The organism is Bartonella sp. AP58NXGY (assembly GCF_042195785.1).
Taxonomy (GTDB): Bacteria; Pseudomonadota; Alphaproteobacteria; order Rhizobiales; family Rhizobiaceae; genus Bartonella.
On record NZ_JBHIOY010000007.1, the window covers coordinates 22,245 to 36,251 of the forward strand.

Here is a 14,007-nt window from a genome sequence, read left to right on the forward strand (position 1 = left end):
ACCAAAGCCGTAAAGAGCCCTACTAAATTTATCTATGTAAAACCCGCACGGCTCGATACTCTCTACCACTTTTATCATAAAAGAAAATGCTCACTGATTATTCTTTTCATGCAAAATCTCGTATCTGCAATCCATTATTTTATCTATTCTCTCCCGATTTTGAATCAGTTTTACTAAGTCCAGTATTCATTGTCGGTAAGAATGCTTTATTTGCCTGCGGCGGATTACGAAAATAGAAAAAGAAATCCTCATTTGGTGAAATCACCATCGGTGTTTTCTCTAAATTCTTGTATTGTTCCATCGCCAACCAAAAATCGTAAAAAGACGGATTAGCCTCCCGCGCATTCAATAAAAGACGAATACTTTCAGCTTGACCTTCACCACGGGTAATTTCAGCATCACGCTTTGCCGCTGCTACAATTTCTTCATATTCACGATTAGCTTCTGCTACAATACGATCTCGTTCTTGTTGACCACGAGCTCGAATATTTTCCGCAGCAGCTTCACGTTCAGCTGCCATTTGCCGATAGACATCTTCTGAAACAGCATCGGTCAAATCGGTTTTACGAATACGCACATCAACAATGGTAATACCCAACGAGCCTGCATCTACAGAAAACTGCTTCTGTACCTCAGCCATCATCGCTCCTCGTTCATCCGATAAAGCTGCTTTAAATTCTCGCTTACCATAAACAGCGCGCAAAGCATCAATAAAACGCGGCGCAAGATTTTCACGGGCTGCAATTTGCGGCCGTCCAGAAGCAATGCGCTGTAAAAACAACTTAGGATCTGTAATACGGTAAATAAAGAATGCATCCACTTCATAATACGCCCCACCACGAACCTGTACAGATTGTGTAGGAACATCGTAACGCAATAACCGATTATCAACAATGATCATCTTATCGATAAAAGGCGCCTTGAAATAGATTCCAGGATTAGATTCTACCTGAACAATTTGTCCAAAACGCTTAATTGCTACTTGTTGACGAGGATAGACGATAAAAACGGACATCCACAAAATCATCAAAACAAACACTATAGCACTCAAAACAAACAAAAAACGAGATTGCTGCATAATTAATCTCCTCCAGAAATGCGAGAATCTAAGAGTACTGCAGGACGCATTGATGTTGCCTTTACTTTTTCCGATGATTTGCTACGCAACAATTCGTTCAAAGGTAAATAAGGCACCGCTGGAGAATTTGCTTGATCAAGAACCAGCTTATTGGGTGAAGACAGAATCCGCCCCATCGTCTCCATATAGAGACGGTAGCGCGCAGCTTCTGGTGAAACCGCAGCCTCACGCGCTATCGCTTGAAAACGTTCAGCACGCCCTGTTGCTTCTTCAACCATTTGCGCCTTTTCACCTTTTGCGATTTCCCGTGTGCGTGAAGCTTCACCATTTGCTAAACCAATTTTCGTAAAACGCACACGATTCCCCTCTTCAATCATTCTTCCACGTTCCTGCTCCGCCTGCTGAACAGAATTAAACGCAGCAGCAACCTTTGTCGGAGGAGCAGCTTCACTGATAGATACACGACTTATTTCAACACCAAGCTGATATTTATCTACAGTCAACTGGATAATCTTTCTAACGTCATTAGCAACTTCTTCTTTTTTATCACGTAAAACATCATCAACCGGCCGCGAACCAATAACCTCACGCATTGCACTCTCGGCAACTTGGCGAACCGTTCCCTCTTGATCATTCACATTAAATAAAAACTGACTAGGGTACGCAATCCGATAGTAAACAGAAAAATTAACATTAACGATATTCTGATCACTCGAAAGCATTAAGCCATCACTTTGTTGCGCCTGACCAGGCTTTCCACCAATCGCGATTGTTTTTTCCGTTAAAGGTACTTTCATATAAGTCTCAATTGGCCAAAAATGAAAATGCAAGCCATCACCAATAATGCCTTCTTTAGGGATGCCAAAGCGCAGCTCTACCGCTTGTTCATTTTGCTGAACAATATAAATTGACTGGTATAACCAAAAAAACGCAATAAGCAGAAGGAATAAAACAGAAAGACTACTTCTCCCAAATTGTTTAAACTGATCCTGCCCTTTGCGCAAAATATCATTAAGATTAGGACCATTTTCGCTACCATGATTGCCACCAGAACCAAAGATATTCTTAGCTGGTGTTTTTTTGTCACCACTGTTTTTATCGCCACTCCACGGGCCACCACCATTTTGATTTGTCCAGGGCATTATCACCTCTTTAACTGATTACCACTACTCGAACACCAACCATTTGCTTGATCTTATAGGGTGCCTATTACCTCATTATAATACAACTGATAACCCCTTCCACTTCATATTACAAAAATTATTTCCGCTCATAAACAACAAAACGTGTCGGATGACTATCTTTATCCCCTTTTGGAATATCTTGTGTTTGCACAATAGTCCACTTTTCTTTATCAAAAACAGGAAAAAAACTATCACCTTCTATAGAAGCTAAAACTTCTGTAAGGAATATTTTATCAGCCATAGGCAATCCTTGTTGAAAAATTTCTCCTCCCCCAATAATAAAAATTTCCTTTACATCATTTTGAGAAGCAACGCTTGTTGCAAGAGAGCAAGCTTGCGATAAAGAGTGAGCAACAACAGCCCCTTCAGCGTTGAAGGTACAATCACGCGTAACGACGATATTTGTACGCCCAGGTAAAGGGCGCCCAAGAGAATCCCAAGTTTTTCGCCCCATAATAATGGGCTTACCCAATGTCAAAGCTTTAAAGCGTTGCAAATCCGTTGATAAATGCCAAGGCATGGCACCTTCACGACCGATAACACCATTTTCTGCAACCGCAGCAATGAAACAAATGGAAATCATCATATTGCTACCGGCGCTTTAATATGGGGTTGTGCTTCATAATTAAGCAATTCAAAATCCTCAAATTGAAAAGAAAAAAGATCTGTTACCACTGGATTTATGCGCATAGATGGCAAAGTATTTGGTCTACGAGACAATTGATATTTTGCCTGTTCAAAATGATTAGAATAAAGATGAGCATCCCCCAGAGTATGAATAAAATCACCTACTTTAAGACCGCTTACTTGCGCAATCATCATCGTTAACAATGCGTAGGACGCAATATTAAATGGAACACCTAAGAAAATATCCGCCGAACGCTGATAAAGCTGACAGGACAATTTCCCCTCCGCAATATAAAATTGAAAAAGACAATGGCACGGAGGTAAAGCCATTTCCTCTATTAATGCAGGATTCCAAGCAGATACAATCAAGCGACGAGAATCTGGCATTTCCTTAATCATTGTTAAAAGATTACTAATTTGATCAATATGGCGCCCATCAGGAGCAGGCCAAGAACGCCACTGATAACCATAAACAGGACCAAGATCTCCTTTTTCATCAGCCCACTCGTCCCAAATTGATACACCATGCTCTTTCAACCATGCAATATTTGTATCACCTTTAAGAAACCACAAAAGCTCGTAAATAATTGAACGTAAATGTAGTTTTTTTGTCGTCAACAATGGAAATCCTGCTTGTAAATCAAAGCGCATCTGATATCCAAAAATAGATCGCGTTCCAACGCCCGTCCGATCTGTACGATCAATACCCTGATTTAAAACGTGGGATAAAAGAGCCAGATATGATTTCATGAGGGTATTATGTCCGATTCTCCTCATTATAGAAAATAAAAACTGTAAAATTCGTACAAACATAATTCAAATCTTTATCCGAAAACATCTTACACAAGAAATTATCGTGATCTGACTAAAATTTTTATACAAAAGATAAAATACTATAGACAGCTTCTTAAGAAAAGAACATAGAGTGATAATGAACAAAAATGGTGAACGTGAAATGAAGGGATTGACTATGGAAAAACAAGAATCTTTAGCACCACATGATACGCAAAAACGTATCTGGGCTATTGTGTCCAGTGCATCAGGTAATCTAGTAGAATGGTATGATTTTTATGTTTATTCTTTTACATCCATTTACTTTGCATCACAATTTTTTCCCTCAGATGGCGATGTCGTTGCACAACTTTTAAAAGCCGCTGGTGTCTTTGCTATTGGTTTTCTTATGCGCCCAATCGGCGGATGGCTCTTTGGCTTCATTGCTGACCGCTATGGACGTAAACGCTCAATGCTTATTTCTGTTGGTATGATGTGTGGTGGTTCTTTCTTAATCGCCATACTTCCTACTTATGAAACTATTGGAATGGCAGCAGCAATTCTTTTACTTTTACTCCGAATGCTTCAAGGACTTTCTGTCGGGGGTGAATATGGTACGACAGCCACTTATATGAGTGAAGTGGCACTCAAAAACCGCCGTGGATTTTTTAGCTCTTTTCAATATACCACACTGATTGGTGGACAACTTCTAGCCAGTCTGGTTATATTCATTCTAGCACTTTATCTTACAGAGGATCAACTAAAAGCGTGGGGATGGCGTATTCCATTTGCCATTGGTGGCCTAGGAGCAGTTGTTGCAATTTACCTCCGCCGTACACTTCATGAAACAACCACAGAAGAAAATCGTTCTAAAAAGCAAGCTGGTAGTCTTTTAGAGCTTCTACGCAATCACAGAAAAGCTTTTTTTCTAGTTGTTGGCTTTACAGCTGGGGGATCGCTCACATTTTATACCTATACAACTTATATGCAAAAGTATCTGATCACAACCACCGGCTTTGATAAACATACTGCAACAACAATCATGACTGCTGCGCTCTTTGTTTTCATGTTACTTCAACCTGCATTTGGTTTTATGGCTGATAAAATTGGAACAAGAACTTCACTGCTTATTTGGAGTGTTTTATCTATTATCTTTACGATTCCTGGACTTCATGTAATTGGTAACACTAATGAAACATGGATTGCTCTATCAGTCATTATTGGAATGCTATGCATTATGAGTTTTTATACGTCCATCTCTGGTATTGTAAAGTCAGAAATGTTTCCCGCTTCAGTGCGAGCAACAGGTGTTGGATTCTCTTATGCTATTGCCAATGCACTGTTTGGCGGCTCTGCTGAATACGTAGCGCTTGAATTAAAAGACCTTGGATACGAATCTGTCTTCTATTTTTATATAACTGGCATGATGATTATTGCATTCATTGCAGTTCTCTTGATGCCCGATGCGCGCAAAAAAGGATATTTACAAGGAGACGATATTCATTAACTTTTGATGTTAACAAAAAAGCCCAGTATTCTGGGCTTTTTGTAATTCTTTCCTATAGAAGTTTAAAGCGCACGATTTTTTATCTCTTCAAAAACCTAAAGAAGAAATTTTCTCTCTTGCATATACTGCTTATAAAAATAAACAGCTGCATATTATTATTAATAAATACTTCTTTTGCTGAAGATAAAGAACTTTTGATTTATTTTAATACCCCCATTCCTAATCAAAATGGAAGCAAAACGATTATCTTGCAAGAAATTTTATCAATAATAAAGAGAATACCTTACCTTAAGTTTTTGTTTAATACGTTCTTAAGTCCCCTCATACAAAGCAGCAAATTGATTTATAGAGTGTTCATTGTTTTGCATATTGAATGAGAATTCCCGAATATCGTAGGATTCTCTCATTTCAAACCTGTTTATCTTGAATCAATCAAAACCATTCGCTTGCACATCACAAGCAGGATGAGTGTGTGGATAAAAACTGCACAAGAAAGGACTAAAAATGGCTCTCATGAATCATCTTAAGTCAAGGGCTGTCGCAACATTGGGGGCGTGGCAAAAAAGCCACCCATGAAAAACAGAAAATACTATTATGCTATGAATCCGCTCACTTTTTTAAGAAACATTTCTCAATGCACCCAACTCCATTTCACGAAGGCACCCGTGAATGACATAATGTAAAAGCCCCGTAAAGTATAAACATGGGCATTACTCTCTTTACACTTAATAAAAATGCAAGCCCCTATCATTATACTATTGACGAACTCTTAATATTGTACTCCCCCTTAACACTTAAGATCATTCATAAAAAGTATTTTAACTGATACACCAACCTCGCATGCAATAGTCAATAACATCATTTTACGAAACAACATCAAGCATATAAACTAAAGAGTATTATATCTTCATAAACACTCTCACATGCAAATAATTCACAATCAAACAAAAAATAATATTTCCTTAAGGATAGTAAAAAGCTCATGATTTACGCAATATAACAACACCGTAAGCCCCAAACAACATTAATAGCTCTAGAAAAAATCTTTACAATGATATTTCTCTAAAAAATTATCGTGATACAATAGCATTTTTATAATGCACATCGTAAACAACTTTAAAGAGAAAAAAATTATAAATCTAAAAGGGGAATATTTCATGAATAACCAAACAATTTTAGATCCACATGATACAAGAAAACGTATTTTTGCTATCATATCGAGTGCATCAGGTAATCTGGTAGAATGGTATGATTTTTATGCTTACTCCTTTGCATCGGTTTATTTCGCTTCACAATTTTTTCCTGAAGATGAGGATATCGTTACACAACTGTTAAAAACTGCAGGAATCTTTTTTATTGGCTTTCTTATGCGTCCAATTGGAGCATGGCTTTTTGGCTTCATTGCTGACCGCTATGGACGTAAACGCTCAATGCTTATTTCTGTTTTTATGATGTGTGGAGGCTCTTTTCTCATTGCCATACTTCCCACCTATGAAACCTTGGGAATAACAGCAGCATTCCTTCTCCTTTTAGTTCGTATGTTTCAAGGACTTTCCGTTGGCGGTGAATATGGTACAGCAGCAACATATATGAGCGAAGTTGCGCCCAAAAACCGTCGTGGTCTCTTTGCTTCTTTTCAATATGCAACAACGATCTCAGGTCAACTTCTGGCAAGTTTTATAATATTTATTTTAGCCATTTACCTTAACGAGGATCAATTAAAAGCGTGGGGATGGCGGATTCCCTTTGTCATTGGTGGTTTTGGAGCAATCGTTGCAATTTATCTGCGTAGTTTTCTCCATGAAACAACAACCCTCAAAAGCCGCTCTGCAAAACATACTGGTAGCCTTAAAGAGCTTTTTCGTAATCATAAAAAAGCGTTCTTTTTGGTTGTTGGTTTTACAGCTGGCGGATCACTCACATTTTATACATACACCACTTATATGCAAAAATATCTGATAACAACTACTGGCTTTGATAAACAAACCGCAACAACAATAATGACTGCCGCCCTCTTTGTTTTTGTGTTACTCCAACCGCTTTTTGGTTCGCTAGCCGATAAAATTGGAGCAAGAGCTTCACTCATCAGTTGGGGTGTATTATCCATTATCTGCACCATTCCTGTACTTAAAATGATCGGGAATGCCCATAATCCATGGACAGCACTCTTAATCATTATTGGAATACTCTGTATTATGAGTTTTTATACGTCCATTGCTGGTATTATAAAAGCAGAATTATTCCCTGCTTCAATCCGAGCAATTGGTGTTGGATTTGCTTTTGCCATTGGCAATGCACTGTTTGGTGGTTCTGCTGAATATGTAGCGCTTGGATTAAAAAATATGGGACACGAATCTGTTTTCTTTTATTACATAGTTGGTATGATGGTCATTGCACTCATCTCTATTCTCCTTATGCCCGATATAGATAAAGGAGGATATCTCGATAAGGACGATAGACTTCATTAAACTTATTTTCTGGATAAAAAAGCCCAAAAAATTGGGCTTTTTTTGATCTCCTCTCCACCCTAATAAAGAACGAAAAGCCCACCCCGTATTCGTCTTACAAACAACTCATACGGAAAACCTTATCTGAGCCTTACCTCACCCTCCTAAATGATGATGTGTTATGATACAACAAGATAAGTAAGGACACAAAAATCTCCTTTTTCATTATTTAAGCTTTATTAAATATTTTCAGTTTTGGGGCTTTCCGCTCATAAAGACCATCTCTTCTATGATCTTCCGGTATGATGCCAATAATTGCATTCTTCTCATCAAGTTTAAAGGTATCTTGATCTACTTTTCAATGTTCTCTCCCTTTAAATGCAATGTGATAACTTTTTATTCTACAACACAAGTAAAAATCTTAAAACGAATGACAATAGAACTCTAATAAATCATCTTAAAGAGTTTCCCTAAGAAATTGTTATAATACAATTGAATTTTTCTGGAAATCATAAACAATTATGTTTAGAAAATATGAACTATAAATCCAAAAGGGGAACAATTCATGAAAAATGAAACAACTTCAGCATCACAGGATGCAAGAAAACGTGTTTTTGCTATTATAGCAAGCGCATCAGGAAATCTCGTAGAATGGTATGATTTTTACGTTTACTCATTTGCATCAATTTATTTTGCATCACAATTCTTTCCCTCCGATGGTGATACGATTACGCCACTGTTAAAAACCGCAGGTGTGTTTTTTATTGGCTTTCTTATGCGCCCTATTGGAGCTTGGTTTTTAGGATTTGTCGCCGATCGTTATGGACGTAAACGCTCGATGCTTATATCCATTTTTATGATGTGTGGTGGCTCTTTTTTCATTGCCATACTTCCCACCTATGAAACCTTGGGAATAACATCAGCAATCCTTTTACTTTTAGCTCGGATGATGCAAGGACTTTCAGCGGGTGGTGAATATGGTACAGCAGCCACTTATATGAGTGAAGTTGCCCTCAAAAAACATCGTGGGCTTTTCGCTTCTTTCCAATCTGCCACTCTTATTACAGGTCAACTTCTTGCCAGCTTCATTATATTTATTCTAGCATCTTATCTCTCTGAAGATCAGTTAAAAGCATGGGGATGGCGCATTCCTTTTGTAATTGGTGGTTTCGGGGCAGTGATTGCGATTTATCTGCGTCGTTCTCTCCACGAAACAACCACGAAAGAAAGCCGCTCTCACAAACACTCTGGCAGTCTTAAGGAACTTCTCACCAAGCATACAAAAGCCGTTGTCGTAATTGCATGCTTTGCATCAGGAGGATCACTCACATTTTATACCTTTACGACTTATATGCAAAAATATCTGATCACAACCACCGGCTTTGATAAACATACAGCAACAACGATTATGACAGCTGTACTATTTATTTTCATCCTATTCCAACCCATAGCTGGTATCATAGCCGATAAAATTGGAACAAAAACTTTACTTATCATTTGGAGTATACTCTCTGTCATCTTTACATTTCCTGGACTCTGGATAATCGGTAATACGCATAGTATATGGGTTGCCTTTTCCGTCATTATTGGCTTGCTCTTCATTATGAGCATGTATACATCCATCTCTGGTGTCGTCAAATCAGCAATGTTTCCCTCTTCAATACGCGCATTAGGCGTTAGCATCTCTCATGCCATTGGTAACGCCTTATTTGGTGGTTCTGCTGAATACGTTGCGCTTGGGTTAAAAAAGTACGGTCATGAATCACTCTTTTATTTTTATATAACTGTCGTGATGATCATGGCATTCATTGCTCTTCTCTTTGTTCCGAGTATGCGTAAAGGAGGCTACCTCCAAGAAAATGAAAAACATTAACGCACTCTATAAACAAAAAAGCCCAAACAATTTTGGGCTTTTTTATTATTGAGCAAAATTTAGTTTAAAATTGTTTAAATTTTATGAAGTGCATTAAGTTGCTTAGCAACTAGATAATAAAAAGTCATACGACTTTTTCTACGCTCTCCAGACATCATCTCTGCAACTTTTGAGACAGCCATTTTAGCACTCTGTTCATCAGCTTCTAAAACATCTTGAACCCATTTTTCAACACGTTCTAACTCTTTTGGATCTGATGTAGCAACAAGCGCTGCATCCTGTTTTTTCATCACCAAAGCTAAACGATGGCTAAGTCGTTCTACTGCTGCTTCATCAGGATTTGGATCATATAGTTTAATATCTGCTAGATTATTTGTCATTTTTCATCATCTCCTCTCCAAAAACGAGCGGCCTATACTTTAAAACCGCATCATATAGCTCCATAAATAACTAGAGGATTAAAAATATTAACAACCCCCCTTTTCCTGAGACCATTCTTCATCTATATTTAAGAGGCTGGCTTACCAGCTATGGTAATAAATGGACGGTGAAATAAACCTATTGGACCCGGGGGCGGTACCCGGCGCCTCCACCAAAGTATAAGAAACCCAAATTATATTTTGCTGGGGGCGAAATAGGATCGACAAGGGTGTAAAGATCGCTCTTTTACTCGGCATTGTACCACCGTTATCGGGCTAAATGAGTAGTTGCAAATGACAACTATGCGGAAGCACGTCTCGCCGCTTAAAGTGGTGTGAATGTTTCAACTTGACTCTTAAACCGTCGCAGGTTTAAGCGGGGTTCGAAGGCACCTGGCAACAGAAGCCTTCACTTTTTTAAATGTTATTGATTGATCTTTCAGGCATTATCAGACATTATTTATCTTAGAGTTTCGTGTTTTTTCAATTCATTGAGGTGCATCGTAGATAAAATATTGCTAGTTTTAAAATACATTTCTATTACACAACATCAATACGACCCATTCTGCTACGTGAAATAAAAGGAATAAACTTCGATGGTTAAAGATCAAATCCGTTACGATATTCTCGTTCAGGATGCGCTTCGTGGAGTTATCCGTAAAGTTTTATCGGAAGTTTCTAAAGCTGGTCTTCCGGGAAATCATCATTTTTTTATAACTTTTTTGACGAATTCCCCAGGCGTTAAAATTTCTTCTCGGCTAAAAAACCGCTATCCTGAGCAAATGACAATCGTCTTGCAACATCAGTTTAGAGATCTCAGTGTTTCAGAAACAGCCTTCGAAGTAACCCTCTCTTTCAGGGAAATAACAGAAAAACTGGTGATTCCTTTTACTTCCATTCAGGTCTTTTATGATCCTGTAGCAGCATTTGAAGCAGCATTTGATCTGCCCTCAAGTCTTACCTCTGGAGAAAGTGAAAATTCAGAAAACACCTTACCTGCACCCATTACTCTATCAAACAAACAAAAAAAAGAAAATACGCTCACAAAAGAACAAAATCTCAGTACCAATAAAGAACCTTCAAATAACGATACAAAACAAAGTGCTGATGTTGTCTCTTTAGATTCTTTTCGGAAAAAATAAACTTTCTCATGCCTGAATTAATTAACCTTCGCCAATTTCGAAAACAAAAAAAGCGTACAGAAAAAGCTCTTCGCGCTGAGCAAAATCGTTATCGTTTTGGACGAACAAAAACTGAAAAACTTTTTGAGCAACAAAAATCTTTAAAAACGCAAAAATTTCTTGATCAAAATCGTTTACGAAATGACGAATAAAGGTAGAAAAATGCACGAAAATAATTCTATCGATTGGTCAAAAGTTATTCCACAAAAAATATCTGTTCGCATTGATGGCCATGCAACAAGCGTCTCTTTAGAACCTCCATTTTTAGATATTCTAAAAGATATAGCCCGCCAAAAAGGACAATCTTTAGCCTTTATTATCACTGATATCGATAGCAAAAGACCACAACAAGTAAATCTTTCGGCCTCGTTACGCGTTTATGCCCTTCAAAGCGTTCTCGCCCAACGTCTTTAATATTTGTGTTTATTTTTTTACGTTCTCTTTCTGTCTGTTCAACTGAAACTGTTGTGACTTTTTAAGAGAAGTGTTTTTAATCTAGAAATTCAACGAAAAAAAGATTACAAAAAAGGTATAATGAGTAATTTTTCCGATCACACCATACCTTTCTTTGAAGAAGATTCCCCTCCAGACCATGATAAGAAGAGCTCTGGTTTTTTCTCCCATACTCTAAAAGAACAAAAATCATATAACACAGACTATTTAGAACAACTCAATCCAGAACAGCAACAAGCTGTTATGAATACTGAGGGACCTCTTTTAGTTCTTGCAGGTGCTGGTACAGGAAAAACGCGCGTTTTAACAACCCGTATTTCTCATATTTTACGCTCTGGACTTGCCTCTCCTCAACAAATACTTGCTGTCACTTTCACCAACAAAGCAGCCCGTGAAATGAAAACACGTATTGGTGAACTTATTGGAGAAGTTGTTGAAGGGATGCCTTGGCTTGGAACCTTTCATTCCACTGGAGCTAAAATTTTACGCCGTCACGCAGAGCTTGTTTATTTAAAAAGAAACTTTACAATTCTCGATAGCGATGATGTTCTTCGACTTTTAAAACAACTTATTCAAGCTGAAGGATTAGACGATAAGCGTTGGCCCGCACGAAACCTTGCCATGATGATTGACTCTTGGAAAAATCAAGGACTCTCACCAACACATATCTCAAAAAGTGATGCTCATTCCTTTGGTAATGGCATGGGACGTGAACTTTATCACAGTTATCAAAATCGATTAAAAGATCTTAATGCTTGTGATTTTGGTGACCTTCTACTTCATTCTATCTCTATCTTCCAACATAATCCAGATATTCTTCGCGAATATCATTCTCAATTTCGTTATATTCTTGTCGATGAATATCAAGATACAAATACAGCACAATATCTTTGGCTTCGCCTTTTGGCACAACATCCTCAAGGTCAACATGTTAATCTTTGTTGTGTTGGCGATGATGATCAATCCATTTATGGATGGCGTGGTGCAAAAGTCGAAAACATATTACGTTTTGAAAAAGATTTTCCTTCTGCTAAAATTATTCGTCTAGAACGCAATTATCGCTCAACATCTCATATTCTTAAAGCTGCCTCCCATCTCATTGCGCATAATGAAGAAAGACTGGGAAAGGTCCTTTTTTCTGCTCAAATAAAGAGTGAGGAAGAAAAAGTAAAAATTCATTCAGCATGGGATTCAGCAGAAGAAGCACGAGCAATCGGTGAAGAAATCGAACGCGCACAACAAACTGGTCATGCATTAAATCATATGGCTATATTAGTACGGGCATCATTTCAAATGCGTGAATTTGAAGATCGCTTTGTAACACTTGGCCTTAACTACCGCGTCATTGGTGGCCCACGCTTTTATGAACGAATGGAAATACGTGATGCCATGGCTTATTTACGCGTTGTTGTCCAACCAGCGGATGATTTAGCTTTTGAGCGTGTTATTAATACACCGAAACGCGGCATAGGAGATGCAACCCTGCGCATTCTTTATGAGAGTGCACGTGCACGTGCTGTTCCTCTCTTTTCTGCTGCCGCTGACATCATTGAAACAGACGAGCTAAAACCTAAAGCACGCAGTGCATTACGAAGCCTTATTGAAAACTTCCGCCGCTGGCAAAATATGCTTCAAGACACTCCTCATAGAGAACTTGCCGAAATCATCCTTGATGATTCTGGTTATACAACCATGTGGTTAGAAGATCGCTCACCAGAGGCTCCTACACGACTAGAAAATCTTAAAGAAATGATTCGTTCCATGGAACAATTTGAAAATCTTCAAAGTTTTTTGGAACATGTTGCACTCGTTATGGAAACAGAAAATAATGAAAATATGGATGCAGTCAACATCATGACCCTTCATTCAGCCAAAGGGCTTGAGTTTGAAACAGTTTTTCTTCCAGGTTGGGAAGAAGGACTCTTTCCTCATCAGCGCTCATTAGATGAAGGTGGACGTTCAGGATTAGAAGAAGAACGGCGTCTTGCCTATGTGGGACTGACAAGAGCAAAACAACATTTGCATATCTGGTTTGTATCTAATCGAAGAATTCATGGATTTTGGCAATCTGTTCTTCCCTCCCGTTTTCTAGAGGAATTACCAACAGAACATATAGAAGCCATAGCAATGGAAACATCCTATGGTGGTTATGGAAAATCTTCCTTTCAACATTACGATTCCTTTTATAATGATTATGCAATACCAAGACAAAAGCATGCACAAAAAAACAAGAATATTGAAGGAAAAGTTATCGCTCAATCAATCTCTCATGCACCATCAGATTTTTCTGTCAATGATCGGATTTTTCACATAAAATTTGGTTATGGTCATATTACAGCAATAGACGATCATAAATTGACAATAATGTTCGAAAAAGCCGGAGAAAAGCGTGTACTGGATAATTTTGTAAACAAAGCTTAAATAAAAAGCAAACCACAATCGTTTTTTTAAGAGACAACTTTATTTT

General features: G+C 38.1%; 12 protein-coding genes and 1 other RNA gene. 8 read left to right on the forward strand and 5 right to left on the reverse strand.

Annotated elements, in window-relative coordinates:
• Nucleotides 1-139 precede the first annotated feature (139 nt).
• From hflC to ACFINC_RS05890, 4 genes are all read right to left on the reverse strand, one after another.
• Complete coding sequence (gene hflC, locus ACFINC_RS05875; protein ID WP_375616506.1) at nucleotides 140-1,078, reverse strand: protease modulator HflC; 939 nt, start codon at nucleotides 1,076-1,078, stop codon at nucleotides 140-142.
• Nucleotides 1,079-1,080: 2 nt separating this feature from the next.
• Nucleotides 1,081-2,220: an FtsH protease activity modulator HflK gene (hflK, locus tag ACFINC_RS05880; RefSeq protein WP_375616507.1), complete on the reverse strand. Its 1,140-nt coding sequence runs from the start codon at nucleotides 2,218-2,220 to the stop codon at nucleotides 1,081-1,083.
• A 118-nt stretch (nucleotides 2,221-2,338) separates the two neighbouring features.
• The gene (locus ACFINC_RS05885) at nucleotides 2,339-2,848 is read right to left on the reverse strand and encodes a dihydrofolate reductase (RefSeq protein ID WP_375616508.1); all 510 of its coding nucleotides are present in this window, start codon (nucleotides 2,846-2,848) and stop codon (nucleotides 2,339-2,341) included.
• On the reverse strand, nucleotides 2,845-3,639 hold the full coding sequence (locus ACFINC_RS05890) for a thymidylate synthase (protein ID WP_375616509.1): 795 nt from the start codon (nucleotides 3,637-3,639) through the stop codon (nucleotides 2,845-2,847). Before ACFINC_RS05890 ends, ACFINC_RS05885 begins: the two co-directional genes overlap by 4 nt.
• Nucleotides 3,640-3,859: 220 nt before the next feature.
• On the opposite strand from ACFINC_RS05890, the gene ACFINC_RS05895 reads away from it, so the two are divergent.
• From ACFINC_RS05895 to ACFINC_RS05905, 3 genes are all read left to right on the forward strand, one after another.
• A complete protein-coding gene (locus ACFINC_RS05895) occupies nucleotides 3,860-5,167 on the forward strand; it encodes an MFS family transporter (protein WP_375616571.1) in 1,308 nt (435 codons plus the stop codon).
• Between the two features lie 1,157 nt (nucleotides 5,168-6,324).
• Nucleotides 6,325-7,635, forward strand: a complete 1,311-nt coding sequence (locus ACFINC_RS05900) for an MFS family transporter (RefSeq protein WP_375616510.1) — start codon at nucleotides 6,325-6,327, stop codon at nucleotides 7,633-7,635.
• A 544-nt stretch (nucleotides 7,636-8,179) separates the two neighbouring features.
• Nucleotides 8,180-9,487 (forward strand): MFS transporter, encoded by a 1,308-nt coding sequence (locus ACFINC_RS05905; RefSeq protein ID WP_375616511.1) that lies wholly within the window; start codon nucleotides 8,180-8,182, stop codon nucleotides 9,485-9,487.
• A gap of 74 nt (nucleotides 9,488-9,561) precedes the next feature.
• On the opposite strand, the gene ACFINC_RS05910 is transcribed toward ACFINC_RS05905, so the two are convergent.
• Entirely contained in the window at nucleotides 9,562-9,867 is a 306-nt protein-coding gene (locus tag ACFINC_RS05910) for a DUF2853 family protein (RefSeq protein WP_375616512.1), read from the reverse strand.
• 96 nt (nucleotides 9,868-9,963) lie between these two features.
• On the opposite strand from ACFINC_RS05910, the gene ssrA reads away from it, so the two are divergent.
• From ssrA to ACFINC_RS05935, 5 genes are all read left to right on the forward strand, one after another.
• Nucleotides 9,964-10,320: a transfer-messenger RNA gene (gene ssrA, locus ACFINC_RS05915) on the forward strand.
• 182 nt (nucleotides 10,321-10,502) lie between these two features.
• A complete protein-coding gene (locus tag ACFINC_RS05920; protein ID WP_375616513.1) occupies nucleotides 10,503-11,048 on the forward strand; it encodes an SspB family protein in 546 nt (181 codons plus the stop codon).
• A gap of 8 nt (nucleotides 11,049-11,056) precedes the next feature.
• Nucleotides 11,057-11,239, forward strand: coding sequence for a DUF4169 family protein (locus ACFINC_RS05925; RefSeq protein WP_375616514.1), 183 nt, complete (start codon nucleotides 11,057-11,059; stop codon nucleotides 11,237-11,239).
• 10 nt (nucleotides 11,240-11,249) lie between these two features.
• Complete coding sequence (locus ACFINC_RS05930) at nucleotides 11,250-11,501, forward strand: ribbon-helix-helix domain-containing protein (protein ID WP_375616515.1); 252 nt, start codon at nucleotides 11,250-11,252, stop codon at nucleotides 11,499-11,501.
• 120 nt (nucleotides 11,502-11,621) lie between these two features.
• Nucleotides 11,622-13,961 carry an ATP-dependent helicase gene (locus tag ACFINC_RS05935; RefSeq protein WP_375616516.1) on the forward strand — a complete coding sequence of 780 codons (2,340 nt, stop codon included), beginning with the start codon at nucleotides 11,622-11,624 and terminating at the stop codon, nucleotides 13,959-13,961.
• Nucleotides 13,962-14,007: the final 46 nt, after the last annotated feature.